The 25006-nt window shown below is 58.1% G+C and carries 16 protein-coding genes; 5 read left to right on the top strand and 11 right to left on the bottom strand.

Going from position 1 to position 25006, the window contains the following annotated elements; translation table 11 throughout:
- Positions 1-157: 157 nt before the first annotated feature.
- On the bottom strand, positions 158-2950 hold the full coding sequence (locus J0X15_RS15995) for a bifunctional aconitate hydratase 2/2-methylisocitrate dehydratase (RefSeq protein WP_206942831.1): 2793 nt from the start codon (positions 2948-2950) through the stop codon (positions 158-160).
- A gap of 626 nt (positions 2951-3576) precedes the next feature.
- On the opposite strand from J0X15_RS15995, the gene acnA reads away from it, so the two are divergent.
- Positions 3577-6252, top strand: coding sequence for an aconitate hydratase AcnA (acnA, locus tag J0X15_RS15990; protein ID WP_206942830.1), 2676 nt, complete (start codon positions 3577-3579; stop codon positions 6250-6252).
- Positions 6253-6343: 91 nt separating this feature from the next.
- Here acnA and J0X15_RS15985 read toward each other — a convergent pair whose 3' ends face one another.
- The 6 genes from J0X15_RS15985 to J0X15_RS15960 form a co-directional block, all read right to left on the bottom strand.
- Entirely contained in the window at positions 6344-6985 is a 642-nt protein-coding gene (locus J0X15_RS15985; protein WP_206942827.1) for a hypothetical protein, read from the bottom strand.
- Between the two features lie 179 nt (positions 6986-7164).
- A complete protein-coding gene (gene ftsY / locus J0X15_RS15980; protein ID WP_206942825.1) occupies positions 7165-8493 on the bottom strand; it encodes a signal recognition particle-docking protein FtsY in 1329 nt (442 codons plus the stop codon).
- Positions 8494-8542: 49 nt separating this feature from the next.
- Complete coding sequence (gene mtaB, locus J0X15_RS15975; RefSeq protein ID WP_206942824.1) at positions 8543-9811, bottom strand: tRNA (N(6)-L-threonylcarbamoyladenosine(37)-C(2))-methylthiotransferase MtaB; 1269 nt, start codon at positions 9809-9811, stop codon at positions 8543-8545.
- Positions 9808-10722 carry a diaminopimelate epimerase gene (dapF, locus tag J0X15_RS15970; protein ID WP_206942822.1) on the bottom strand — a complete coding sequence of 305 codons (915 nt, stop codon included), beginning with the start codon at positions 10720-10722 and terminating at the stop codon, positions 9808-9810. The genes mtaB and dapF overlap by 4 nt, the downstream gene beginning before the upstream one ends.
- 200 nt (positions 10723-10922) lie before the next feature.
- Positions 10923-11828 (bottom strand): KPN_02809 family neutral zinc metallopeptidase, encoded by a 906-nt coding sequence (ypfJ, locus tag J0X15_RS15965; RefSeq protein ID WP_206942820.1) that lies wholly within the window; start codon positions 11826-11828, stop codon positions 10923-10925.
- Positions 11829-11868: 40 nt separating this feature from the next.
- On the bottom strand, positions 11869-12396 hold the full coding sequence (locus tag J0X15_RS15960) for a L,D-transpeptidase family protein (protein ID WP_231710451.1): 528 nt from the start codon (positions 12394-12396) through the stop codon (positions 11869-11871).
- A gap of 208 nt (positions 12397-12604) precedes the next feature.
- Here J0X15_RS15960 and J0X15_RS15955 point away from each other — a divergent pair, with 208 nt between their 5' ends.
- On the top strand, positions 12605-13288 hold the full coding sequence (locus J0X15_RS15955) for a response regulator transcription factor (protein WP_206942816.1): 684 nt from the start codon (positions 12605-12607) through the stop codon (positions 13286-13288).
- A gap of 105 nt (positions 13289-13393) precedes the next feature.
- Positions 13394-13879, top strand: a complete 486-nt coding sequence (locus J0X15_RS15950; protein ID WP_206942814.1) for a Crp/Fnr family transcriptional regulator — start codon at positions 13394-13396, stop codon at positions 13877-13879.
- 17 nt (positions 13880-13896) lie between these two features.
- Here J0X15_RS15950 and J0X15_RS15945 read toward each other — a convergent pair whose 3' ends face one another.
- From J0X15_RS15945 to argC, 3 genes are all read right to left on the bottom strand, one after another.
- Positions 13897-14769 (bottom strand): protein-methionine-sulfoxide reductase heme-binding subunit MsrQ, encoded by an 873-nt coding sequence (locus J0X15_RS15945; RefSeq protein ID WP_206942812.1) that lies wholly within the window; start codon positions 14767-14769, stop codon positions 13897-13899.
- Positions 14770-14901: 132 nt separating this feature from the next.
- Entirely contained in the window at positions 14902-15507 is a 606-nt protein-coding gene (gene leuD, locus J0X15_RS15940) for a 3-isopropylmalate dehydratase small subunit (protein ID WP_206942809.1), read from the bottom strand.
- Positions 15508-15559: 52 nt separating this feature from the next.
- A complete protein-coding gene (argC, locus tag J0X15_RS15935) occupies positions 15560-16510 on the bottom strand; it encodes an N-acetyl-gamma-glutamyl-phosphate reductase (RefSeq protein WP_206942808.1) in 951 nt (316 codons plus the stop codon).
- A 424-nt stretch (positions 16511-16934) separates the two neighbouring features.
- Between argC and J0X15_RS15930 the strand changes: the two genes are divergently transcribed.
- Complete coding sequence (locus tag J0X15_RS15930; protein ID WP_206942806.1) at positions 16935-21740, top strand: NAD-glutamate dehydrogenase; 4806 nt, start codon at positions 16935-16937, stop codon at positions 21738-21740.
- Positions 21741-21822: 82 nt separating this feature from the next.
- A complete protein-coding gene (locus J0X15_RS15925) occupies positions 21823-23196 on the top strand; it encodes an MFS transporter (protein ID WP_206942804.1) in 1374 nt (457 codons plus the stop codon).
- Positions 23197-23247: 51 nt separating this feature from the next.
- On the opposite strand, the gene purH is transcribed toward J0X15_RS15925, so the two are convergent.
- Positions 23248-24864 (bottom strand): bifunctional phosphoribosylaminoimidazolecarboxamide formyltransferase/IMP cyclohydrolase, encoded by a 1617-nt coding sequence (gene purH, locus J0X15_RS15920; RefSeq protein WP_206942802.1) that lies wholly within the window; start codon positions 24862-24864, stop codon positions 23248-23250.
- Positions 24865-25006: the final 142 nt, after the last annotated feature.

The following is a 25006-nucleotide window of genomic DNA, read 5'->3' as shown; positions in this document are numbered from 1 at the left end:
CCAAGTCGTGAATAACGATCAGATTTGCGCAAACTGAAGCTGTTTTCCTTCAAAAAGCAAGAGGGCAGGATGTCTCTCGACATCCTGCCCTCCTCAGATTCTTGGCTCTTTGCCGGTCCAGGCGAGATGGCGCGGACCGGAACAAGGAAGCTGTGTCCTAGAAATGGACCGACAGGCTGTCCAGCGGCTTTTGCAGCGGCGGGGCGAACTTGGTCAGATCGATCCCTTCGACGGCGGTCTTGTATTCTTCGATTGTTGGTGTGCGACCGAGAATTGCGGAGAGTACGACGACCGGCGTGGACGCCAGCAGGGACTCACCCTTCTTGCCCTCGGCATCGGCCACAACACGGCCCTGGAACAGGCGGGTGGACGTGGCCAGCACTGTGTCACCCTTGGCTGCCTTTTCCTGGTTGCCCATGCAAAGGTTACAGCCGGGACGTTCGAGGTACAGAATGTTTTCATATTCCGTACGGGCGACGCTCTTGGGTGCCGTGTCGTCAAACTCGAAGCCGGAGTATTTCTGCAGGACGGACCAGTCGCCCTCTTCCTTCAACTCGTCGATGATGTTGTAGGTCGGGGCTGCAACCACCAGCGGGGCCTTGAATTCGACCTTGCCCTGCTCCTTCTCCAGATTGCGCAGCATCTGGGCGACGATCTTCACGTCTCCTTTGTGCACCATGCAGGAGCCGACGAAGCCCAGGTCCACCTTCTTTTCCGCGCCGTAGTAGGAAATCGGACGAATGGTGTCGTGGGTGTAGCGCTTGGAAACGTCAATGTTGTTGACGTCAGGATCAGCGATCATCGGCTCATCGATCAGGTCCAGGTCGACCACGACTTCTGCCGCATACTTGGCATTGTCATCTGGTGTCAGCGCCGGCTTTTCACCGGACCGGATTTCCGCGATGCGCTTGTCCGCCTTGTCGATCAGGCCCTGCAGAACCTGGGTGTCGTTGTCCATGCCCTTGTCGATCATCACCTGGATACGGGCTTTCGACAGTTCCAGAGAACCGATCAGCGTTTCGTCATTGGAAATACAGATAGAGGCCTTGGCCTTCATTTCTGCGGTCCAGTCGGTGAAGGTGAAGGCCTGATCGGCGAGCAGTGTACCGATGTGGACTTCAATAACGCGGCCAAGGAAGACGTTGTCGCCATGTTGCTGCAACATCTGGGCCTGGGTTGCATGCACCACATCGCGGAAGTCCATGTAATCCTTCATGGCGCCTTTGAAGGTCACCTTGACGGATTCCGGGATCGGCATGGTGGCTTCACCTGTTGCCAGAGCCAGTGCAACCGTGCCGCTATCGGCTCCGAAGGCAACGCCTTTGGACATGCGGGTGTGGCTGTCGCCGCCGATGATGATGTCCCAGTCATCCACAGTGATGTCGTTCAGCACCTTGTGGATCACGTCCGTCATCGGATGATAGACGTCCTTGGGGTCGCGGCCGGTGATCAAGCCGAACTTGTGCATGAAGGACATCAGCTTTGGCGTGTTGGCCTGTGCCTTGAGATCCCAAACCGACGCGGTGTGACACCCAGACTGATAGGCACCGTCAACGGTCGGGGAAATCACGGTCGCTGCCATGGCTTCCAGTTCCTGCGAGGTCATCAGGCCGGTGGTGTCCTGGGAGCCAACGATGTTGACCTTGACGCGCGTATCGGAGCCTGCGTGCAGGACCTTGCCCGGCGTGGAGCCGACGGCATTGGCGTTGAAGATCTTTTCAACGGCGGTCATGCCCTGACCCGCGTGAGAGACTTCCTTTGAGGGAGCGAAAACCAATGGCGCTTCGATGCCAAGCACTTCAGCGGCCAGTGTCTGGAGCTTCTTGCCGAAGACGACGGCGTAGGAGCTGCCGGCTTTCATGAACTCGACCGACTGCGGCAGGAACGCGGAAGAAACGTCGTTCAGCTCTTCGCTTCCGTCTGCATTGTAGAGCTTCTTGGTTTTTGTGTTGATCTTGAGGACAGTGCCCGTTTCGACAGAGTACTTCTGTTCCAGAACCGGGTTGCCGTCGTTGTTGAGGATCGGCTTGCCGTCGGCGTCGAGCTTCTTGACCCAGTTCTTCAGGTCGAGACCAATACCACCTGTCACGCCAACAGTGGTCAGGAAGATCGGCGAAATGCCGTTTGTTCCGGCGACCACCGGAGCAAAGTTCACGAACGGAACATAAGGGCTGGCCTTCTTGCCGGTCCAAAGGGCGACGTTGTTGACACCAGACATACGGGAAGAACCGACGCCCATGGTGCCTTTTTCGGCGATCAGCATGACGCGCTTGCCCGGGTGCTGCAGCTTCAGCTCTTCGATGTGCTTTTGAGCCTGCTCGGAGATCATGCACTTGCCGTGCAGTTCACGGTCGGAGCGTGAGTGCGCCTGGTTGCCCGGCGACAGCAAATCGGTGGAGATGTCACCTTCGGCCGCAATATAGGTAACGACCTCGATTTCCTCGTCCACGTCAGGAAGCTTGGTGAAGAACTCGGCCTTGGCGTAGCTGTCGAGAAGGTCAGCTGCGATCTCGTTGCCGGCCTTGTAGGCGGCTTCCAGGCGGTCCGTGTCTGCTTCGTAGAGGAATACCTGGGTTTTCAGGACTTCCGCAGCGTCGCGGTTGACTTCTTCGTTCTCACTCAGCGCCAGGTCGAGAAGGACCTCGACCGACGGGCCGCCCTTCATGTGGGACAACAGCTCGAATGCAAAGGCAGGGGTGATTTCCTTCACCACTGCTTCGCCAAGGATGATTTCCTTGAGGAATTTCGCCTTGACACTGGCGGCGCTGGTTGTGCCCGGCAGGGTGTTGTAAATGAAAAAATTCAGAGACTCGTCGCGGTGTTCGTTGTCCAGATCGCGGATCTGGGCAATGAGCTCGTTTACCAGCGCGCCGTCGTCAATCGGCTTGGGGTGCAGGCCGTCAACTTTGCGGCTTTCAATTTCTTTGAGGTAGTCTTTGTACAAGCTCATTACGATACCGGCGTCCTTTTTTAGTTGAAGCTCGTGCGCCGGATCGCGTCGCGTACTCGCGAAGCCGGGCCAAGCTTGCTTGACGGGGTCATATTATAGTATACATATGTATGCAAGATAATTTCAGTCGCGCTAATCTGGACTTTTCGCAAAATCGTGGGAGTTCGCGCCTTCGTTATGCGCCATCGCTCTTCCTTTGCCGAATGGCCTTTGTTGGACAGCGCCTTCGAAAACGGACGGTCGCCTGAGACCCCGCACACAATTGCTGTCTTTTGGCACGGTGTCTCAGCCAGCCGCGTTGGTGTTTGCAGTGTGTCGCATTTCAGCCCCTGCCCAAATTTCTTCGGAACGGATTTCCAGCAGGGGACTTGATTTCCTGACATGCTTTCCGATTTTCTGCCCGAGAATGCGGCGGCGCACCATCTAGCGGTTGGAGACAAAATTTTGTAAAACAAACACGTTAATAATTGCGGCAGCGAAAATGGGGGAGAGGCTCTGTTTGCGTCAGCTGCGCGACGGCTCCTCGGAGCCAAACAGACTTCCCGCCCTGGGAGGCCTGCAGAGACCAGCCCGGTGGTCAGGGGATGCGACCCTGCCGCAGGAGGCATGTGAAGGAGATCGCCCGCGTGACCCAATCCCTCGACAGCTTCAAATCGAAAACAACGCTGCAGGTCGGTGACAAGACCTATACCTACTTCTCTATTCCCGAAGCGGAAAAGAATGGCCTGGAGGGTGTCTCCAAGCTGCCTTACTCGCTGAAGGTGGTTCTGGAAAACCTGCTCCGTTTCGAAGACGGTCGCACCGTGAAGGCCGAAGACATCAAGGCTGTCGCTAAGTGGCTTGTCGAGCGCAAGTCTTCCCATGAGATTGCCTACCGACCGGCCCGCGTGCTGATGCAGGACTTCACCGGGGTTCCGGCGGTGGTCGATCTTGCCGCCATGCGTGATGCTGCCGTGAAGCTCGGCGGTGATCCGAAGAAGGTCAACCCGCTGGTTCCTGTTGATTTGGTCATCGATCATTCGGTCATGGTCGACTATTTTGGAACCCAGGATGCGTTCAAGAAGAACGTCGAAATGGAATATGAGCGCAACGGAGAGCGCTACGAGTTCCTGCGCTGGGGTCAGTCCGCCTTCGACAATTTCCGTGCTGTTCCACCGGGAACCGGCATTTGTCACCAGGTGAATCTGGAATACTTGGCCCAGACCGTCTGGACCAAGGATGAGGATGGCGAAACGGTCGCCTATCCGGATACGCTGGTCGGCACAGACAGCCACACCACCATGATCAATGCGCTGGCCGTATTGGGCTGGGGTGTCGGCGGCATCGAAGCAGAAGCAGCGATGCTGGGTCAGCCGATCTCCATGCTGATCCCGGAAGTCATCGGCTTCAAGATGACCGGCAAGCTGAACGAGGGCATCACCGCCACCGATCTCGTGCTGCGGGTAGTTGAAATGCTGCGTGCCAAGGGCGTTGTCGGCAAGTTCGTCGAGTTTTACGGCGAAGGCCTGGATCATCTGTCTCTGGAAGATGAAGCAACCATTGCCAATATGGCCCCGGAATATGGCGCGACCTGTGGCTTCTTTCCGGTCGACCGCGACACTCTCAACTATCTGGAAGCCACCGGCCGCGACAAGGATCGCGTCGCTCTGGTGGAAGCCTACTCCAAGGCGCAGGGAATGTTCCGCTCAGGGACGGAAGAACCGGTTTTCACGGATACCCTGGAGCTTGATATCTCCACGGTTGTTCCGGCTGTCTCGGGTCCGAAGCGCCCGCAGGACCGGATCAACCTGTCCGATGCCGCTGCAGGCTTTGCCAAGACGATGGAAGACGAATTCCAGAAGGCCGGCGAACTTTCCAAGCGCGTTGCCGTTGAAGGCAAAAGCTTTGATATCGGCAACGGCGACGTCGTCATCGCGGCCATCACGTCTTGCACCAATACGTCCAACCCGTCCGTTCTGATCGGCGCGGGCCTTGTTGCCCGCAACGCTCTGGCGAAGGGGCTGAAGGTCAAGCCGTGGGTCAAGACCTCGCTGGCTCCTGGCTCCCAGGTGGTCACCGACTATCTGAACAAGGCCGGCGTTCAGGACGACCTGGATGCGCTGGGCTTCTCGCTGGCAGGCTACGGCTGCACCACCTGTATCGGCAACTCCGGCCCGTTGGATCCGGCGATTTCCGAGGCCATCAACGCCAACGATCTGATTGCCTGTTCTGTTCTTTCGGGGAATCGAAACTTTGAAGGCCGAGTAAACCCGGATGTGCGCGCCAACTACTTGGCGTCTCCGCCGCTTGTCGTTGCCTATGCCATCGCCGGCAACCTGAACATCAATGTTGCCGAAGACTCTCTCGGCGATGATCAGGATGGCAACCCGGTGTACCTGAAGGACATCTGGCCGAGCACCGCAGAAATCGCGGCGCTGATCCGCTCTTCCATCAATGAAGGGATGTTCCGCGAGCGCTATGGCGATGTGTTCAAGGGTGACGAGCATTGGCAGGCGATCAAGGTCGAGGGCGGCATGACCTACAAGTGGCCGACGTCGTCGACATATGTGGCGAACCCGCCGTATTTCGAAGACATGACCATGGAGCCGAAGCCGCTCGAGGACATCGAAGGCGCGGCCGTGATGGGGCTGTTTCTTGACAGCATCACCACCGATCACATCTCACCGGCAGGGAATATCAAGGCGGAAAGCCCGGCGGGTGAATATCTGGCCGAGCACCAGGTCGCCCGCAAGGACTTCAACTCCTATGGCGCGCGCCGCGGCAACCACAACGTCATGATGCGTGGCACTTTCGCCAACATCCGCATCAAGAACCAGATGGTTCCGGGTGTCGAAGGGGGGGTGACCACCAAGGACGGCGAGAAGAAGTGGATCTATGACGCCTGCATGGAGTACCAGGAAGCCGGGACGCCGCTGGTTATCTTCGCCGGCAAGGAATACGGCTCGGGCTCGTCGCGTGACTGGGCTGCCAAGGGAACGAAGCTGCTCGGTGTCCGCGCGGTGATTACGGAGTCGTTTGAGCGTATTCACCGGTCCAACCTTGTTGGCATGGGCGTCATTCCGCTGGTCTTCAAGGAAGGCGAAAGCTGGCAGTCGCATGGCATCACCGGCCAGGAACGCGTCACCATCAAGGGCATTGCGGACATCAAGCCGCGCTGCATGATGGATGTGGAAGTGACCTATGCCGATGGCACAACCAAGGTTATCGAGTGCCTATGCCGCGTCGATACCGAGGACGAGCTGGAATACATCAAGGCCGGCGGCATCCTGCACTACGTGCTGCGCAACCTGGTCAACAGCTAAGCTTTCTTACAAAGCTTTGTCAGATCATCAGAGCGGGCGTCGAAAGGCGCCCGTTTTTCCGAAGAATCCAGTTTATCTATGAATATTTAATTTAGTATTTTTCTATTCTTATAGTTGAGCCTTTTAAGGCGTTATTTGAGATAATTAGAAATTTGTCCCATTTATTCGAGCAATCCACCTTTTTGTCTGTTATAATACAAATTTCTTGTTTAATTAATTCGTATTCTGTTTCCGGGACATATTCTGTGCCGCCTGGTCGCCAAGTTATGTTGCCTCGGCCATCCGCTGTATAAAGTCCGTAAAGAGCATTCAAAAACACACTTACACTCAGACAAAACTCATCAAATGCTTTCTGCATTTCCTTATTGTGAAAAGGAAATCTATCCTCATCATGATAGGTTCGAATTTCTTTGAGACCATCATATGATGGTTGTTCGATGTATGTTTCGATTGCATAGTTCTTCAATATATAAGATTGCTGAAAATCAATTTTCTTTAAGATGAAGTTCAATTTTTCTGCGTCTTGATTTACTTCGTTTTGCCTAGATTTGTCGATATTTGGAAGGTCTGCTATTTCAATGGCGACCCATGTTATTAAGCAACCCATAAATATTGTCAGTGCAGCAGGGCTAACTTCTTCTAGATTAAGAGGCCATTGAATCCAAATAAGTGAGCCAAGGAGCGATAAAATAGCCCCAATTCTCGCTAGTTTCTTAGGATGCTCTGGTATCATCAAAAATTTCTTTATGTTTTTTTGTTCTCAAGAATTACTGTTTTAATGAGCTAATGTATCATCTCTTAAATACCTTGGAGAGATTGCTATGCGCGTTGATTTGAAATCAGCGAAAATGGCGTTCGTTTTCCTGAATTTTTTGCAGGGACTGTCAGCGCGAGTGTATTGGCCGCCCATCCTTACGCCCCACCGGCGATAGCTGTCGCAAAATCCTTGGCGGAGAAGGGTTCCAGGTCCTCAACGCCTTCACCGATGCCGATAAAGTGGACCGGGAGTTTGAACTTGGCGGCGATGGCGACGAGGATGCCGCCGCGGGCCGTGCCGTCGAGCTTGGTCATGACAAGGCCGGTGACGCCTGCAACACGGCCGAAGATCTCCACCTGATTGAGCGCATTCTGGCCGGTTGTCGCATCCAGCGTCAGCAGCACATCGTGCGGGGCTTGCGGGTCGTGCTTCTTGATGACGCGGATGACCTTTTCCAGCTCCTCCATCAGCTCGGTACGGTTCTGCAAACGGCCGGCAGTGTCGATCAAGAGAACATCAACACCCTTTTCCTTGGCTTCCTTCATTGCGTCGAAGGCCAATCCGGCTGCATCTGCGCCGGTGTCGCGGGCGATAACGGAGGCGCCGGTGCGCTCGCCCCAGATCTTCAGCTGTTCAACGGCAGCGGCGCGGAACGTGTCGCCGGCAGCCAGCATCACTGTCTTGCCTTCGCGGGCGAGTTTCTGCGAGAGCTTGCCGATTGTCGTTGTCTTGCCGGTGCCGTTGACGCCGACCATCAGGACGACGTGAAGCTTGTTGCCGCGGTTCAGATCCAGCGGCTTTGCCACCGGCTCGAGCACTTTTTCGACTTCCTCGGCCAGAATGGCGCGGACTTCTTCCGGAGCGATTTCCTTGTTGTAGCGACCATCCGACAGGCGCTCGGTGATCGACATGGCTGTGTCGACGCCCAGATCCGCCTGGATGAGAACATCTTCCAGCTCCTCCAGCATGGCGGCATCCAGCTTGCGCTTGGTGAATATCGAACTGATGCCGTCGGTCAGCGCTGAAGACGAGCGGGACAGACCTGCACGCAAGCGGTGGAACCATGACTGTTTTGGCTGGTCTGGTTCGTCCGAAGTGACGGGCGCTTCCGCGGGAACTGGGGTTGCAGCTGCAGGCTCAGCTTCTGTCACTGGCGTCGGCTCAGGAGGTGCGGCAACGTCAGGCTCCGGCCAGGCTGCGTTTTCCACTGCTGGCTCGATGGCCTCTGCCGGAGCGGTGCCGGTCAGCGGCGGCAGCTCTGCGGCTTCTCCGTCTTCCTGCTGTCCGGGGTCTGGGACAGGCGGGGCTTCAGCGGGTACGACGCCGTCGGGAATTGCAGCAGCAGTCGGCGTTTCGGATGCATCCGTCTCTGACGCGGTGTCCTCGGCGGGGCTGTCGGTCTTGACGTCTTCCGGAGCACTTTCGGGTTTGTCGTCCTTCGCACCGAAGAGACGTCCGAAAAATCCGCGCTTGGTTTCGCTCATGGAAAATGCCTTGAATGTCAGTCAACAGGTGCAGCCGGATCGGAAATGATCAGGCTGCTTTCGATACCACATCACCCAGAAGGTGGCGGTCGCTGTGTCCGGTGATTTTCACGGTCAGGATCTCGCCGGCCACGCCACCGGAAAGCTCCGTCTGGGTGAAGGCTTCCGTGCGTCCCAGGCCTTCCTTTTCGATCAGGACAGGCAGGGTCTTACCGACTTCGCCAGCGAGATGTGCCTTCAGAACTTCTTCGCCCCGGGCTCGTAGCCGGGCGCCGCGTTCCTTGATGATCGGGCGTGCCAGCTGCGGCATGCGTGCCGCCGGCGTGCCGGGGCGCGGTGAAAACGGGAAGACATGCAGATGGGTCAGCCCGCATTCGTCGATGATGCGCAGGGAGTTGAGGAACATCTCTTCGGTTTCGGTCGGAAACCCGGCAATGATGTCGGCGCCGAACACCACATCCGGGCGCATTCGGCGCACTTCTTCGCAGAAGGCAATGGTGTCGGCCCGCAGGTGGCGCCGTTTCATCCGCTTCAGGATCATGTCGTCGCCTGCCTGAAGCGACAGATGGAAGTGGGGCATCAGCCGCTCGTCTTCGGCAATCACCCGCATCAGGTCGTCATCGGCCTCGATGCTGTCAATGGAAGACAGGCGCAGGCGCTTCAGTTCCGGCACCATCTTGAGGATCTTCGCCGTCAGCGTTCCGAGTTTAGGTGTGCCGGGCAAATCAGAGCCATAGGAGGTGATATCGACGCCGGTGAGGACAATCTCGTTGTAGCCGTTTTCAACGAGACGGCGGATCTGGTCGATCACGACACCCATCGGGACAGAGCGGGAATTGCCACGGCCGTAGGGGATGATGCAGAAGGTGCAGCGGTGATCGCAGCCGTTCTGCACCTGAACGAAAGCGCGGGCGCGACCTTCCAGCCCGTCAATCAGATGGCCCGCGGTCTCCTCGACACTCATGATGTCGTTGACGCGGACCTTTTCGCTCTCGTCGATGCCAAAGGCGGCGACGCTTTCGTAGGACTTGCGTTCCAGCTTTTCCGTGTTGCCGAGCACCAGATCAACTTCGCCCATTTCGGAGAAGGTGGCGCTTTCCGTCTGAGCGGCACAGCCAGTGACGATAATGCGGGCTTCCGGGTTGTCGCGCCGCGCCTTGCGCACAGCCTGACGGGCCTGACGCACGGCTTCGTTGGTCACGGCGCAGGTGTTGATCAGGATGGCGTCTTTCAGCCCGGCGGCTTCCGCCTCGCGCTTCATGACCTCGGATTCATAGGAATTCAGGCGACAACCAAAGGTAACGACGTCGATGCTCACGCAGCACCTCCGGTCGCTTCCTGTGCCTGATCATTGTCGCCGGGTGCGGTCTTGGTCCACTCGATTGTTTCCAGATCGACTTCACCTTCGAATTCAATCTCGGTCGGGCCACTCATCATCACATGGCTGTCGCTCTCGCGCCATTCGATGTTCAAAATGCCGCCGGGCAAATGAATCTTCGACTTGCGACCAGCGCGGGTGTCGCGCACGGCTGCCACGGCAACGGCGCAAGCGGCCGTTCCACAGGCCTGCGTCAGGCCGACGCCACGTTCCCAGACCTTCACCCGAATTTCGTCCTTGCCGATAAATTGAGCCAGCGAAATATTCGCTCCTTCCGGGAAAACCGGATGATGTTCCAGCAGCGGCCCGACCTTGCTCAGGTCATAGGCCTCAATGTCCTTGACCCAGAAGATGCCGTGCGGGTTGCCCATGTTGACGACCGCAGGGGTGTGCAGGATTGGATCATCGATCGGGCCGATCTGCAGCTCGATGGCACGCGTGTCGGCGAATTCTTCTGCCAGCGGGATCTGATCCCAATTGACGCGCGGCTTGCCCATATCGACGGTGATCTCACGCGGCGCGCCCGCTGCCGTGGCGCTCAAAAGCCCTGCATTGGTCTGGATCATCACGGCGTCCTTGCCGCTTTCTTCCAACAGCAGGCGTCCGACGCAGCGGGTGGCATTGCCGCAGGCGTCGACCTGGGATCCGTCGCAATTGTGAATGCGCATGAAGGCATCAACGCCCGAGACAGTCGAGCGTTCGACGGTGATCATCTGATCGAAGCCGATGCCGGTGTCGCGCGACCCGAGTTTGGCGATGATTTCCGGCGTAAGCACAAGCCTGGTGTCGCGGGCATCCCAGACGACAAAATCGTTGCCGAGGCCGTTCATTTTCAAAAAGGGTCTGCGCATCTGCGCCTGCCTGTCCGTCAGATCAATCGTTAAGTCTAGGGGGTTTGGACCGGTTCTGGAAAAGTGGCTGCACTTCCAGAGCCGGTTGAAGCTTCTATATGGCGGAAAGATTGCCGAATTGCTAGAGCCCGCAAGCAAAGCTGCCCTGCACGGAACTCAGGAATTGCGGCTTGGGTAAACGGCCGTCAGGCGCATCTTTATTACAGGCGATCGGTGCTGAAGGTGTCACAGGCCTGGATGCGACCAGATTTGAACCCCTCACGGAACCAACGAACCCGCTGTTCGGACGTGCCGTGATTGAAGGATTCCGGCACCACATAGCCACGAGCTTGCTTTTGCAACGTATCGTCGCCGATGCGGCTGGCGGCGTTAAGGGCTTCTTCGATGTCGCCATCTTCAACAAAGCCTTGTTGCTGGGCGGCGAAATGCGCCCAGATGCCGGCAAAGCAGTCAGCCTGCAATTCAACCCGGACGGAGAGCGCATTGGCATCGCGTTCGCTCATGCCCCGGCGGGCCTTGTGGAATTCAGGCAGAACGCCCAGAACATTTTGCAGATGATGGCCGACTTCATGGGCCAGAACGTACGCTTGGGCGAAGTCACCGGGGGCCTGCAATTGGTTGGCAAGCTGGCGGTAAAAGGTCAGGTCGATGTAGATCTTGCTGTCCTGACTGCAGTAAAACGGGCCGACTGCCGAGCTGGCCTGACCGCAGGCGGAACGGACCGCATCGCTAAACAGAACCAGCTTCGGCTCCGGATAGGTCATGCCGTTCTGAGCGAGCAAATCGTTCCAGGTGTTTTCGGTGTCTGCCAGAACGACGGAGACAAATTTTGCAGTCTCGTCGCTTCGTGGGCTGGTTGCCGTCGTGGAACTTTGCTGGGGACCGCTGTCGTAGGACTGCCCCTGGTCGAGTCCTAGCAATGTCAAAGGATTGACGCCTGTCACCCAGGAAATCAGCAAAACGACGACAATACCGCCGAGACCGATGCCACCGCCACGACGGGTTGTCTTGCCGCGTGGCATGGGGAAGCGCATTGATCTTCCAGCAGTCCGAAAACTGCGTCTGTCCTCGACATTGCCGCTGCCGCGACGTCCCTTCCAGCGCATGGCCACCTCTTCTGTACTGTTCGGCGCTCAGCCGCCGCGTCTAGCGAATGTTTATATGAGCCCCTGGTTGCACGCGCTCCAGGATTGCCCGCATGTGAGAGGGGGCAACTGCCACGCATCCCTCGGTGGGGCTATAGCCTTCCCGGGCGATGTGAAAAAAGATTGCGCTGCCGCGTCCAGGCACCGCCGGGAACATATTCTGATTTAATAACACGACAATATCGTAGAGACGATCCTCCCGCCACAGGACTTCATGCCCGGCGGCGAAGGGAAGGTCGACTGGTTGATTGTAATGCGGATGGGCCGGGTCGTCACACCATCCGTCGGTCGCAGCCAAGGGTGTGACGGGCAACACCGTCTTCGGACGCAGGCCGCGGTCGGGTCGGTAGAGGACGCTCATCAGCTCAAACCGTCCTAATGGTGTTGCACCGTCGCCTTCCGACTTGCGCGCAGTGCGGCCGGTGCGCCCAAGAGCACATGGAACCGTGAGCGCTCCGCAGGTCAGGATACCGCGGGTCGATTTGGGCGTGAGGGCATGGACGCTCAACTCTCCGGCCAATTTGTTCAAGGGGACGCTCCGGGTGTCATGTAGCTTGAAGAGGCGATAGGCTGGTTTCAGTAAAGTTGCCATAAAGGCTGCGTGAACAAGAATTGACGAAGCGGCGGTTGTCCAGCGATGATTTACCTCGCACAAACATGTGAGGCCTCCCATATTATTGGGAAAGCATATTGATACGTTGCGGTTATCGCCGCAGGGAGCGAACGAGGGAAACTCAATGACCGCACGTACCATTTTGATCATCGATGATGATACGCAGTTGCGTGAAGCTCTTGTGGAGCAGCTCTCTTTGTATGATGAGTTCGCGACTTTGCAGGCAGATTCTGCATCATCGGGCCTCAAGATGGCCAAGTCGGAACATGTGGACCTGCTTTTGATGGATGTCGGCCTGCCGGATATTGATGGCCGGGAAGCGGTCAAGCTTCTGCGCAAGAACGACTTCAAGGCTCCGGTCATCATGCTGACGGGGCATGACGGCGACAGCGACACGATCCTTGGCCTGGAAGCCGGCGCCAATGATTACGTTACCAAGCCGTTCAAGTTCGCCGTTTTGCTGGCCCGCATTCGGGCACACCTGCGTCAACACGAGCAGAGCGAAGACGCGACCTTCGCTATCGGACGGTTTTCGTTTCGTCCGGCGGCCAAGCTCATGCAGGACGATGATGGCGGCAAGGTCCGGCTGACGGAAAAGGAAACCTCGATCCTGAAGTTCCTGTATCGCGCTGGTGAAAAGCCTGTGACGCGCGATATTCTGTTGCACGAGGTTTGGGGCTACAATTCCGGCGTGACCACACATACGCTGGAAACGCATATCTATCGCTTGCGGCAGAAGATTGAACGAGATCCGTCCAACGCCGAGCTGTTGGTGACGGAAGCCGGTGGATACAAGCTGGTGCCTTGAGTTTCCAATCGCGGTCCGGAGCGGGGCTCTTCTAAATGTGTGCGGTTGCCACTTGGGAGAGTACAAACTCTGGACCGTCTGAGCGAAGCATCGTAAAGCTTGATCATGAGCCTCACTGACGACATCAGCCTCTTGCAGCAGATCCCTGTGTTCGCCGACTTCGCCGACGACCATTTGCGGTTGCTCGCGTTTAGCGCGGAGAGCCTGGATTATCGCAGTGGCTCTACCTTGTTCGATGAGGGCGAGCGCGCCGATGGCGGCCTTGTGGTCGCTGAGGGGGCGGTCAGCCTGCTGAAGCGCGGCCCGGATGGCTTCGATGAAGTCGACAAGGCCACCGTTGGAACACTGCTGGGTGAAACCGCTCTATTAGTCGATACCAAGCGGCCTTGCCGTGCTGTCGCTGTTGGTGGAGTTCGAGTCATCCGCATCCGCCGGGCGCTGTTCAAGCGGATGGTTCAAGAATATCCGGAGTTGGCGCAGCGGCTGTTCAACAAGCAGGCCCAACGCTTTCAGACTACCGTTTCGGCCCTGAGGCCTATCGGCGAGCGGATTGCCGAACTTCAGCGCATTGCCGGCGACAAGCTGGACTAAGGCGCTCCGGGAGCGTTTCAGGCGGACTTCAACCGGCCTATGGTCTGTCCGGTGGCCCAGACAAGTATTTTCAGACCTGCAACTGCAAGACCACCAACGCCGACCCAGATGGCAGGACGCCATGTGTAAGCGAGGGAGAAGTTTGCTGAAAACACTCGCTCGGCCGGTAGATTGGTTGCAAGCGCATACCAGGCATATTCCAGACCGGCCGTCGCACAGGCGGCCAGAGTGGCCACAGCGATCAGCGTCAGCACATTGTCGATTGGCAGTTTGCGCCAGACGGCAATGCGGTACAGCATCAACAGCACGAATACCCCAGTAAGCAGGGTGGGCGCATAAACGTCGGCCTTTGACTGCAAGAAGTAATGCAGCAGCGCCAGAAAGGCGATCGAATAGGCGGCCTTGTGCAGTTGGGTCCAGCGCCGCCCCATCTTGCGGACAGCCTTGTCAAAGGATGTGGCACCGAGCGCGATGAGCCCGAGAAGCGCGACAAATCCGATGGTTAGGTAGATCCGCAGAACGATCTCGGACACGACCTTCGCCAGATCGAAATTCTCTTGCGCCATGTAGAGAACCAGATGAAGGAGGCCGTAGCCCAGGGCTGCCAGGCCGATCATCCGCCGAACGCCGATGATCTTGTTCCAGCGAAAGATCCGGCGAGCCGGGGTGACGGCCAGTGAGACGATCAGAAAGCGGACGGCCCATTCCCCCATCTCATGCAGCGCATGTTCGTAAGGCTCCGGTCTGATCGGGCCGAAAAACAGGTCGGACAGGATCGAGACGCCCGGGATCAGCAGAGCAATGAACACCAGCAGACGCAGAATTGACAGCTGGCCGGTTCGGTCTGCCCAAGGGGCGTAGGGCGCTATGGATGCGGAATAAAAAGACATGGAGACGACTTAAGCACAGAATGTGATCCGCACAGGCCAATTTTCTTCAAGCCTTTGTGAAGACACAAAAAAGCCGGGGCATCCCCGGCTTTTAAAAGTTTCAGCGTGCAGGGATCTTGCGATCCACCCGGGTCAGGCCCAGGGACGGCTGTCTGCTGTCTTGGATTCGTATGTGTCGATGGAAGGGGCCTTTTCCATCGTCAGGCCGATGTCGTCGAGACCGTTCATCAGGCAATGCTTGCGGAACGGATCGATTTCAAAGGAGATCTCGCCGCCGTCCGGACCCTTGATCACCTGGCTGGCCAGATCAACCGTCAGGGTTGAGTTCGCACCGCGCGAGGCGTCGTCCATCAGCTTGTCGAGTTCCGCTTCTGTAACCTGGATCGGCAGGATGCCGTTCTTGAAACAGTTGTTGTAGAAAATGTCGGCAAAAGACGTGGCGATGACACAGCGGATGCCAAAATCAAGCAGAGCCCACGGAGCATGTTCGCGTGACGAGCCACAGCCGAAGTTGTCGCCAGCGACCAGAATCTGAGCGTCGCGGTAGGCTGGCTTGTTGAGAACGAAATCCGGGTTTTCCGAACCATCTTCGTTGGTTCGCATTTCGTGGAACAAAGCAGTGCCGAGACCGGTGCGCTTGATGGTCTTCAGGAACTGCTTCGGAATGATCATGTCGGTGTCGATGTTGATGATCGGCAGCGGCGCGGCAACTCCGGTGACGGTTTCGAATTTTTCCATGGCGATTGCTCCAGAAGTTCTTATCTTTATCTCACTGAACCTGGTGGCGGCGTTAAGCCACCAGGCTGATGTCCGCTTCGGCCCCGATCATCAGATTGAGGTTCTGCACGGCCGCGCCTGAGGCGCCCTTGCCAAGGTTGTCGTAGGTGGCCATCAGGACGGCCTGGGCCTTTTCGTCATTGGCAAAGACATGCAGGCGCATGGCATTGGTGTTGTTGTGTGCCTGGGGGTTCAGCCCGTCAGAGCGTTCGATGGCCTGCAGTGGTGCAACCTCGACATAGCTGCCGGTGAGGCCGCAGAAATGATCGGCGATGGCTGCATGCAGCTGCGCGCCGGTCGGAACGGTCGGCAGGACGGAAAGCTGCAGTGGAACAGCCGTCAGCATCCCTTGCGCGAAGTTGCCAACGGCGGGCACAAACAGCGGTGTGGTCGCCAGACGGCCATAGGCTTGCATTTCGGGCAGGTGCTTGTGACCAAAACCAAGGCCGTAGGGCGCATAGGTGTTGGCGTTGTCACCTTCGGCTTCATACGCTTCGATCATCGACTTGCCGCCGCCGGAGTAGCCTGAAACGCCGTTCACCGTGATAGGGAAGTCAGCCGGGATCAGCCCGGCCTCGATCAGGGGCCGCATGACGGCAATCACACCCTGTGGCCAGCAGCCAGGGTTTGCGACGCGCTTGGATGCGGCGATCCTTGCGCTTTGATCCTTGGACATTTCGGCAAACCCGTACTCCCAGCCATCCATGATCCGGTGGGCTGTGGAGGCATCGATCACCCGTGTGCTGTCGCTTTCGATCAGCGAAACAGCCTCGATCGCTGCCGCATCTGGCAGGCAAAGGATCGCAACATCGGCGGAATTCAGCAGATCCGCCCGTGCGCCGGCATCCTTGCGCAGATCTTCGCGGATGGAGAGAAGCTCGATATCACGGCGTGCAGCCAGGCGCTCGCGGATTTGCAGCCCAGTGGTTCCAGCTTCACCATCGATGAAAACGCGCGCAGTCATTGCCCGGCTCCCTCTCCTAAGATCCTCAGAATTCGTGCCAGCCTAATACACCCAAACAGCAAGGAAGTCACTGGTCTGGCACGGGTCTTGAACTCAAACGCTTATTGAATCGATCTCATCTGTCGGGCGGGCGAGATGACAGACAGCAATGGAACCGTAACCCTAGGCGAGCTATTGTCTTAACAGCAGCATATTCGCGCGTGCATTGGAAAGCCGGGGGCGCCGGGCGATTTCTTCCAATTGCGATCATTTCTTCCCTCGCTCATGGTGACGAAAGGGATCTTTTTAACCTCATTGCCTACACCATTGCCGACACACTGATTCAGTCGGATATTTGATCGGATCGCGCTGCGACAAGATGTCTTGTCGCAAAGGCCTGCTAGACAACGAAAAGACGGCTCGCAAAAAGTCGAAAGGGGCGGAAATGCCGGATATGTCGGAAATTGCAAAAGCCAAGTTGATCAAGACGCTTGTAGACACTCTTGCAGGTGAAAACGCCGAACTGGCTGCCTTCACGCAGGAGTTTTATCTGCGCGGAGCTGCCGAGGATCTGGCGACCTACTCCGAAGCGGAACTCCTGGCCTTTGCGCGCCATGCGTATGAGGATTTCCAAAACCACGAGAAGGGCTCCCATCGCATCACGGTGGCGAACCCGAGCTTCCGGGTGAAGGGTGACAAGGCAGGCGACGTCACGATCATCGAGATCGTCAACGACAACATGCCGTTCCTGGTGGATTCGGTCATGGCTGAGCTGCAGGACAGCCGGCTGGAAGTGCATCTCGTGTTGCACCCGATCTTTTCCATTGAGCGTGCTGACGACGGCAAACTGGTTTCCGCGACAGGCAAAAAGCGCGGCGCGCCACGCGAGGAAGACCAGGAAAGCCTGATCCACATTCATGTGTCCCGACTGGACAGCGAAGAGGCGCGTGCCGCACTGCATGAACGACTGGACGCGGTCCTCAAGGATGTCCGCTCTGCCGTGCGCGACTGGGATCCGATGCAAAAGCGCCTGCGTCGAGCCATCAACACCTACAAGACCACACAGGCCATCGGTGCCGGTGACGAGTTGTGGGAAGCGATCCATTTTCTGGAGTGGATGGCGAAAGACAATTTCATTTTCCTCGGCATGCGCGAGTACAAGTTCGAAGGCGGTGTCGAGGAGGGAAACCTCTCGCCCTTTGACAGCACAGGTCTCGGACTTCTGGCCGATCCGGATGTGCGCGTGCTGCGGCGCGGGTCGGAGTTTGTGCAGATCACGCCGGAGATCCGTGAATTTCTGTTGAAGCCCGAGCCGCTCATTATCGCCAAAGCCAACGTGAAGAGCCGGGTTCATCGGCGGGTTCACATGGAATACATCGGCGCCAAGCTGTTCGATGATGACGGCAAGATGGTCGGTGAGCTGCGGATTATCGGGCTGTTCGCCTCGACCGCTTACACCGAGCCGACGAGCACCATTCCCTTCTTACGTCGCAAGGTGGCCAGTGTCCTGGCCAAGGCCGGTTACGATCCGGAAAGCCACTCCGGCCGGGCGTTGACGAATGTTATGGAGAGCTTTCCTCGCGACGAGCTGTTCCAGATCGAGCGTGACAAGCTTTATGATTTTGCCCTGACGATCCTGCAGCTGGACGAACGACCTCGGATCCGGGTGCTGGCGCGGGCCGACAGGTTCGACCGCTACGTTTCCATTCTCTGCTTCGTTCCGCGAGATCGGTACAACACCGAGGTGCGGCTGAATATCGGCAGCTATCTCGCGTCGATCTACGAAGGCCGGTTGTCGGCCTGGTATGTGACCTATCTCGACCGCCCATTGACGCGTGTGCATTTTATCATCGGCCGCGACAAGGGGGAGACGCCACAGCCGGACCAGAGTGAGCTGGAGGCCGCCGTCGCTTCAATGGTTCGCACCTGGCCGGACAATTTGCGTGACGCATTGAAAGTCCGGTTCGATCCGGTCACGGCGCGTGCCCTGTCGGACCGTTACGCCCTGGCATTCCACGGTGGCTATAAGGAAGTCTACACTGCGGAAACGGCGTTGAATGATGTTCTCAAGATCGAGACGCTGAATGCCGACACCGATACGGCGATCACCTTCTTCCGCAGCAGTGGTGCCTTGGACACACGTCTGGCTCTGAAGGTCTATCACCGCGGTTCGCCCATTCCGCTGTCTGCCCGTGTTCCGCTGCTGGAGAACATGGGGTTCCGCGTGATCAACGAGCGGACCTACCGGGTGACTCCGACCGGGGAACCCTTGAACTACCTGCACGAAATTACGCTGGAAGCGCGTGACGGCAGCGAAATTCCGGTCGATGGACCGATGGTTACCCGGCTTGAAAGCCTGTTCATGGCGATCTGGGATGACCGGGCGGAAAATGATGGCTACAACGCGCTGGTTCTCAGTGCGGGTCTCGCCTGGCGGGATATCGCGGTGCTGCGTGCCCTGTCGAAATACCTGCGTCAGGCCGGTATCCGCTTTTCTGAAGACTACATGTGGACCACGCTCAATGCCTATCCGCATGTTGCTTCGAAGCTGGTAGAGCTGTTCCATCTGCGCTTCGACCCAACCCGGTCCGAGAGCGACAGGACGGTCGGGATAACCAAGCTGGAGACAGAGCTTGCCAGCGATCTGGAGACGGTCTCCAGTCTTGATGACGATCGCATTCTGCGTCGCTTCCAGAACACCATCGACAACATCCTGCGGACGAACTTCTATCAGCTCGACCATGCTGGTCAGCCGAAGCCGACGTTTGCCTTCAAGATCAATTCGCGCGGCATCGAGGACTTGCCTCAGCCGCGTCCATACCGGGAGATTTCCGTCTATAGCCCACGTGTCGAAGGCGTGCATTTGCGCTTTGGCACGGTGGCGCGCGGTGGCTTGCGCTGGTCCGACCGGCCTCAGGATTTCCGTACGGAAGTGCTGGGTCTGGTAAAGGCTCAGCAGGTCAAGAACGCGGTGATCGTTCCGGTTGGGGCCAAGGGCGGTTTCGTGCCCAAACGATTGCCTGACATGAGTGATCGCGAGGCGTGGTTCAAGGAAGGTACCGAGAGCTACAAGATCTTTATCAATGCGCTTCTGGATGTCACCGACAACCTGGTCGACGACAAGGTGGTTCCGCCGACGCTGGTTCAACGCTACGACGCGGATGATCCCTATCTGGTGGTTGCTGCCGACAAGGGCACGGCCACGTTCTCCGATACGGCCAACGGGATCTCCCAGAGCCGGGATTTCTGGCTTGATGATGCGTTTGCCTCTGGTGGGTCTGCCGGATACGATCACAAGAAGATGGGCATCACGGCACGCGGCGCCTGGGAAGCGGTGAAGCGGCATTTCCGTGAAATGAACCGGGATATCCAGACCGAACCTTTCACCGCTTGTGGTGTGGGCGACATGTCGGGCGATGTCTTCGGAAACGGTATGCTTTTGTCCAAGGCGACAAAGCTGCTGGCGGCATTCGATCATCGGGATATTTTCATCGACCCGGATCCGGACCCGGCTAGCACATGGGACGAGCGCAAGCGCATGTTCGACTTGGGACGGTCGTCCTGGAAGGACTATGACACCTCGCTGATTTCCAAGGGCGGAGGGGTTTTCTCACGGTCTCTGAAATCCATTCCGCTGACCCCGGAAATGCAAAAGTTGCTGGGGCTGTCGCGCAAGCAGGCGACACCACAGGAAGTGATGATGGCGATCCTGAAGCTGAACGTCGATCTGCTGTGGTTCGGCGGTATCGGAACTTACATCCGCGCTGCTTCTGAGACGGATGCGGATGCAGGCGATCGGGCCAATGATGCCATTCGCATCACGGCAAGGCAGGTCGGAGCGAAGGTCATCGGCGAAGGCGCCAATCTGGGTCTGACCCAAAAGGCGCGCATCGAGTTCGACCGCAATGGCGGCCGCTGCAACTCCGACGCCATCGACAATTCCGCCGGCGTGAACTCCTCCGATATGGAGGTGAATATCAAGATTGCCCTCGGCGCTGCCGTGAAGTCGGGCAAGCTGAGCGTGGAGAACCGCAATACGCTTCTGGCGGAAATGACCGAGGAAGTGGCCGCTCTGGTTCTACGAAACAATTATCAGCAGACCCAGACGCTTTCGATGACTGAAAAGCGTGGATCGGAGAACCTGGGTTATCAGGTTCGCATGATGCGGCAACTGGAACAGGCGGGAGAACTTGATCGGCAGGTCGAGTTCCTGCCGGACGATGCCGCTTTGTCGGAAATGATCAAGTCGGGCGTTTCGCTCACACGACCGGAGTTGGGTGTGCTTCTGGCCTATGCGAAACTGCATCTCTACGATGAGCTGCTGGAAAGCAATGTGCCGGACGACAGCTATCTGGAGCGTGAGCTGTTCCGTTACTTCCCGAGCCAGATGACGGACATCTACCAGGATGAAATCAAGGGGCACAGGCTGCGCCGCGAGATCATCGCAACCATGCTGTCCAACTCCATCATTAACAGGGGCGGAGCGACATTCCTTACCAAGGTCGCGGATCAGACCGGTGGCAAGGCCTCCGAGATTGCGCGTGCCTTCGTTGCGGTGCGCGACAGTTTTGGTCTGACGGCGCTGAACAGCGAAGTCGATGCACTGGACACGAAGATTGATGGAGCCCTGCAGCTTGATCTTTACATGTCGATCCAGAGCCTGCTGATTGAGCAAGTTGTCTGGTTCCAACGGAATGTCGGCTTCGAGAATGGCATTGCCGATGTGATCGAACGCTTTGCGGCTGGCATCGAGTCCCTGCGGCCGGAGTTGAAGAACCTGATCGGCGATGCCTCAGCCGCCGAGTTCAGCAAGCGTCAGCAGTCCTATCTGGATGCAGCAGTCAGCCCGGAGCTGGCCGAGCGCATTGCCTGGTTGCCGGCCGAGCGCTCCGTTCCCGATATCGTCATGATCGCGGAGGGTACGCGTGCCGATTTGAGTGAGGCGGCGAAAGCCTTCTTTGAAGTGGCGTCCTACTTCCGCATCGGTGCTATCGACCGATTGGCCCACACGCTCAAGATTGCCGATTATTACGATGGCTTGGCACTCGATCGGGCACGGTCCATTCTGGCGGGGGCACATCGCAAGCTAGCCACGGAAGCCATCGAGGCGGGCGGCTTTGCGGCCTGGCTCAGTGAATATGAAACGGCGGTCAAGCGGACGACATCGACCGTGAATGAAATTCTTGACGGCGAGCTCAGCGTCTCGAAATTTTCTGTCGCGGCCAGTCTTTTGGCAGAGATTACACGCTGATCTTGCTTCGAGTTTACGCCTTGAAGGCCGGCAGTCACGCTGCCGGCCTGCCTTGTTTCAGAACTCCGGAGTTCGGCCTAAGATGACGATGTCACGCTCTCCCGCACGTGTCGTGCCGGGCCCGCTCGCGCGGGTGTCCTGGGCCTTCTTCGATTGGGCGGCGCAGCCGTTTTTCACCCTGGTCACAACCTTCGTCTTCGCTCCGTATTTTGCCTCGGCGCTGACAGAGACCCCTGCGCGGGGGCAGGAGCTGTGGGGGTATGTCACGGCAGCTGTGGGACTGGTGATTGCCCTGAGCGCGCCGATTCTGGGGTCCGTTGCGGACGCTTCCGGCCCTCGCAAGCCTTGGATACTGGCGTTTTCCATTCCCTTTGTCGTTGCGACATGGATGCTTTGGTATGCCGCTCCGGGGAGTTCCATGGCCATTCCCATTGCTTTGCTGGCTTTTGGCTTTGCCACACTGGCGATCGAGTTCGCCACGATCTTCAACAACGCGATGATGGTTGATCTTGTTCCGCGCGCGCGAATTGGCCGGCTGTCAGGGCTCGGTTGGGCTTTGGGCTATGCCGGAGGCTTGGTAAGCCTGATCATTGTGCTGGGCCTGATGGCCAGCAATCCGGAGACAGGGAAAACGCTGCTGGGGTGGGCCCCGCTTTTTGGGCTCGACGCGGTGACGCGTGAAGGGGACCGCGCGAGCGGCCCGTTCTCTGCCATCTGGTACCTCGTCTTCGTGCTGCCGATGTTTCTCTTCGTTCCAGATGCACCGAAAAAAGCGCCCCTGATGCAGGCCGTGCGCAAGGGCATTTCAGACGTCGGCACCTCCTTGCAGGCGTTGAAAGATGAAAAGGGACTGATCACCTTCTTGCTCGCGAACATGGCCTACAAGGACGGGCTTGTTGCCCTCTTTGCCTTCGGCGGCATTTATGCCTCCGGCCAGCTGGGCTGGACGACGATCGAAATCGGGACGTTCGGAATTCTTCTGACGATCACTGGCACGTTTGGCGCGCTGGTGGGCGGTCGTCTGGATGATCGCTTCGGGCCGCGTGCCGTTCTGCTGGGGGCCTTGGCCATCCTGATGGTCTGTGGGTTGGGATTGATCTCACTGGATCGCACGACGGTGTTGTTTGTTGTGGGCGTCGCCCCGGGGACGGGAGAGGGCCTGTATTCCAGCTTGCCCGATCAGATTTTCCTGGCGCTGGGCGGGTTCATCGGGGCAGCGGCAGGGCCGTTGCAATCGGCCTCGCGCAGTTATCTCGTCCAGCTGGCTCCGCCGGACCGGATAACGCAGTCTTTCGGCCTGCTTGCCCTTTCGGGCAAGGTCACCAGTTTCATGAGTCCGCTTGCCGTTGGCCTGGTCACGGCTGCCACAGGATCCCAACGGTGGGGCATGTCGGTGATCCTGGTGTTCTTCGTCGCCGGAGCCTTGCTGCTGAAACGTGTCGAGGCGCGGGGTTAGCCGCGCCTCGGGGTCACCTGCAAGAGCAGGTCAATGTGTCATGCCACGGGCTTAGTGGCGGAAGTGGCGCATTCCCGTCAGGACCATGGCTAGACCGGCTTCGTCGGCAGCGGCGATCACTTCGTCATCGCGCATTGATCCACCAGGCTGGATCACTGCGGTTGCGCCCGCCTCTGCCGCAGACAGCAGGCCATCGGCAAACGGGAAGAAGGCGTCCGAGGCCACAACGCAGCCCTTGGTCAGAGCTTCGCTCAATCCGGCGGCTTCTGTTGCGTCCTGTGCCTTGCGGGCGGCGATACGAGCGCTGTCAATGCGGCTCATCTGGCCTGCACCGACACCAACGGTGGCGCCGTCCTTGGCATAGACGATGGCGTTGGACTTGACGTGCTTGGCAACGCGGAAGGCAAACTTCAGATCGCTGAGTTCCTGCTCGCTCGGGGCCCGCTTGGTCACCACCTTGAGGTCGAGATCGTCAACGACGCCGTTGTCACGGTTCTGCACCAGCAGGCCACCGGCAACGGACTTGACGAACAGGCCCTTGGCACGCGGATCGGCAAGCCCCCCGGTGAGCAGCAGGCGCAGGTTCTTCTTGGCGGCGATGATTTCCAGTGCGGCTTCATCGGCGTCTGGCGCGATGATCACCTCGGTGAAGACCTTGACGATTTCGCTGGCGGCTTCTGCATCAAGCTTGCCATTCAGGGCGACAATGCCACCGAAGGCCGAAACCGGGTCGCAGCGCAGCGCCAGCTCGTAGGCTTCGCGCAGGCTTGCGGCTTCCGCCACGCCACAGGGGTTGGCGTGTTTGATGATGGCAACAGCGGATGTGCGGGCAGGGTCAAATTCACTGACCAGCTCGAAGGCGGCATCCGTGTCGTTGATGTTGTTGTAGGACAGGGTCTTGCCCTGAAGCTGGCGCGCTGATGCGACGCCTGGGCGCTTTTCGCCGGTCTTGTAGAAGCCGGCCGACTGATGCGGGTTCTCTCCGTAGCGCATGACTTCGGCCAATGAGCCGCCAACAGCGCGGTGCGCCGGAGTGGCTTCCTCAAGCTGATCGGCCATCCAGTTGGAAACAGCTGCATCATAGGCGGCGGTGCGGGCAAACGCCTTCAGGGCCAGCTTCTTGCGCAGGTCGATCGGCGACTGGCCGTTGTTTGCATCCAGAGCGGCGATCACATCATCGTAGTCTGCAGGATCCGTCACCACGGTCACATAGGCGTGGTTCTTGGCAGCCGCACGGGTCATCGCCGGGCCGCCGATGTCGATGTTCTCGATCCCGGTCGCGTAGTTAGCACCCTTCGCAACAACATCCTCAAACGGATAGAGATTGCCGCAGAACAGGTCGATGCCAGTGATGCCGTGTTCTGACATGGCCGCCTGATGGTCGGCGTCATCGCGAATGGAGAGCAGGCCGCCATGAACGCTCGGATGGAGTGTCTTGACCCGGCCGTCCATGATCTCGGGGAAGTTGGTGACTTCCGAAATGTCGAGGACTTCAAGGCCGGCTTCCTGGAGCGCCTTGTAAGAGCCGCCGGTGGAGACGAGCTCGACGCCGCGCTCGGAAAGCGCCTTGGCGAAGGGCACAAGCCCGGTTTTGTCGAAAACGGAAAGCAGCGCGCGTTTCACCGGAACGAGCGGCGGTACGGGAACACTCTTGGACGCGATGGCCATGAAGTTTGCCTCGTGAATTGGAGAGACGGGAGGATTGGCGTGCCCGTATCACGAAAGCTGGAAAATCAAAAGCCTAAGAGCGCAGTTTGCGGCCATTCCGACTGTAGAAACGGGGCGTGGACCTGGTTCGACTTATATTGAG

This window comes from Roseibium limicola (assembly GCF_017313085.1).
GTDB classification, from domain to species: Bacteria; Pseudomonadota; Alphaproteobacteria; order Rhizobiales; family Stappiaceae; genus Roseibium; species Roseibium limicola.
Note: the sequence above shows the minus strand (reverse complement) of the source record. Positions and strands in the feature narration are given on the sequence as shown.

Excerpts from the sequence above, each read along its gene's own strand:
- J0X15_RS15995 (WP_206942831.1), bottom strand. The coding sequence starts at position 2,950 with ATGAGCTTGTACAAAGACTACCTCAAAGAAATTGAAAGCCGCAAAGTT.
- J0X15_RS15985 (WP_206942827.1), bottom strand. The coding sequence starts at position 6,985 with ATGATACCAGAGCATCCTAAGAAACTAGCGAGAATTGGGGCTATTTTA.
- ftsY (WP_206942825.1), bottom strand. The coding sequence starts at position 8,493 with ATGAGCGAAACCAAGCGCGGATTTTTCGGACGTCTCTTCGGTGCGAAG.
- dapF (WP_206942822.1), bottom strand. The coding sequence starts at position 10,722 with ATGCGCAGACCCTTTTTGAAAATGAACGGCCTCGGCAACGATTTTGTC.
- ypfJ (WP_206942820.1), bottom strand. The coding sequence starts at position 11,828 with ATGCGCTGGAAGGGACGTCGCGGCAGCGGCAATGTCGAGGACAGACGC.
- J0X15_RS15955 (WP_206942816.1), top strand. The coding sequence starts at position 12,605 with ATGACCGCACGTACCATTTTGATCATCGATGATGATACGCAGTTGCGT.
- J0X15_RS15950 (WP_206942814.1), top strand. The coding sequence starts at position 13,394 with ATGAGCCTCACTGACGACATCAGCCTCTTGCAGCAGATCCCTGTGTTC.
- J0X15_RS15945 (WP_206942812.1), bottom strand. The coding sequence starts at position 14,769 with ATGTCTTTTTATTCCGCATCCATAGCGCCCTACGCCCCTTGGGCAGAC.
- leuD (WP_206942809.1), bottom strand. The coding sequence starts at position 15,507 with ATGGAAAAATTCGAAACCGTCACCGGAGTTGCCGCGCCGCTGCCGATC.
- argC (WP_206942808.1), bottom strand. The coding sequence starts at position 16,510 with ATGACTGCGCGCGTTTTCATCGATGGTGAAGCTGGAACCACTGGGCTG.
- J0X15_RS15930 (WP_206942806.1), top strand. The coding sequence starts at position 16,935 with ATGCCGGATATGTCGGAAATTGCAAAAGCCAAGTTGATCAAGACGCTT.
- J0X15_RS15925 (WP_206942804.1), top strand. The coding sequence starts at position 21,823 with ATGACGATGTCACGCTCTCCCGCACGTGTCGTGCCGGGCCCGCTCGCG.
- purH (WP_206942802.1), bottom strand. The coding sequence starts at position 24,864 with ATGGCCATCGCGTCCAAGAGTGTTCCCGTACCGCCGCTCGTTCCGGTG.